At 61.8% G+C, this 942-nt stretch carries 1 protein-coding gene; it reads left to right on the forward strand.

Annotation, left to right across the window (positions count from 1 at the left end; all coding sequences use genetic code 11):
- Positions 1 to 942: radical SAM protein (locus GTN70_06590; GenBank protein NIO16654.1), on the forward strand; the 942-nt coding region annotated here is incomplete at both ends.

Raw genomic sequence — 942 nt, forward strand, 5'->3', positions numbered from 1 at the left:
AAAAGAGAGCTGGCTCGACCTCCCCAACCTCGTCAGAAAGAGTGAAGAGGGGTTCCAGCGCAACCCTCCCCTCTTTTTCGACCTCAAGAGGCTGCCGTCCATGACGCGGAGTTTCGTCGACAACGGGCGCTATTTCAGGGAGGGTGGCCAGGCAGGGGTCGAGACCAAGCGCGGATGCCCCCGCGACTGCATATACTGCGCCGACCCCGTGGCCAAGGGGAAAAACGTGCGGACCAGGCCCCCACGTGAGGTGGCAGACGAACTCGAACACCTCGTGCGCCAGGGTATCGACGCCGTGCACCTGTGCGACAGCGAGTTCAACATTCCCCTGTGGCACGCCCTCGCGGTGTGCAAGGAAATCTCCAGCCGGGGCCTGGCAGATCGGCTCAGGTGGTACACGTACTGCTCGCCGGTTCCCTTCTCCCGGAAACTCGCACGGAAGATGGCCGGCGCCGGCTGCGCGGGAATCAACTTCGGCGTCGACAGCGGAGACCATACCATGCTCCTTGCTCTCGGGCGCTCCCACACCCCGGGAGATATTCGGGCCGCCGTTGATTTCTGCAGGGAGGAGGGCATAACCGTCATGCTCGACCTTCTGATCGGGGCCCCGGGCGAGTCGCGGGAGAGCATCATGCGCACCGTCGACCTCATGAAGGAGGTTAACCCCGACCGGGTGGGAGTCGCCGCCGGCGTCCGGGTCTATCCCGGGACCAGTCTTTCCCGTATGGTGGAAAGCGGGAGCCTCCATGAAGGCATAACCGGAGGCGAAAACATTCACGACCCCCTCTTTTTCATGGAGCCGAAAATCGGAGATAACGTCTTCGCGTTCCTCGACCACCTCATCGGCGACGACGAAAGGTTCTTCTTTTTCGACCCGGACAGCCCGAAGAGAAACTACAACTACAATGCAAACCAGCGGCTCGCGGAGGCCATAGAAAAAGG

It is taken from the genome of Deltaproteobacteria bacterium, assembly GCA_011773515.1.
GTDB lineage: Bacteria > Desulfobacterota > Deferrimicrobia > J040 > J040 > WVXK01.